Genomic DNA, 574 nt, shown 5'->3' with positions numbered 1-574 from the left:
AGTAGCCCGAAATGGTATGTACTCTTGCTGCATATATCACGTAATAGTCGTGTAAATATACAGTTATTACATTTTTTAATATCTAAAAATTAAGTTAAGGCTTTTTTAAAGTACTCTAAACTGAAATACTGAAGACTCTGAAGTGTTTCCTGTAGTATCTCTAGTAACTATTTTCCAATGATAAATAGTTCCTGAACTTACAGTAACATCTAGCTGAGTTGCAGTAACGGCACTAGCATGAATATCTGGTGTATTACTTGTTCCTAAATATACATCGTAATTAACTATATCATCATCAACATCACTACCAGACCATATAAGAGTAACCGTACCTGCATTTACAGAAGCTGCCATGTCTGGAGCATTAATTGTAGCAGGAAAAGGTGCGTATGTCTCAACTCCTGGTCCTGAATTATAGAATTTCCAGGTTTCACTCTCTGCTGTTACAGTACCGCGTTTAGATTGTACATACCAAGAATATGGAGTTGCTCTATTTATTACAATCCCTATTTTATCTTCGGTAGTTTCTTCTTCAATAGTTGACCCATCAATTAAATTCGTGATAAAAATTCTA

At 34.3% G+C, this 574-nt stretch carries 1 protein-coding gene; it reads right to left on the bottom strand.

What is annotated here, in order from left to right; translation table 11 throughout:
- Window positions 1–105 precede the first annotated feature (105 nt).
- Window positions 106–574: hypothetical protein (locus J8281_RS18950; protein ID WP_210199230.1), on the bottom strand; the 469-nt coding region annotated here is incomplete at its 5' end.

The organism is Aquimarina sp. U1-2, from assembly GCF_017897595.1.
In the GTDB taxonomy this organism is placed as follows: domain Bacteria; phylum Bacteroidota; class Bacteroidia; order Flavobacteriales; family Flavobacteriaceae; genus Aquimarina.
The sequence above is the reverse complement of the archived record's forward strand: the minus strand, read 5'-3'. Positions and strand labels throughout refer to the sequence as shown.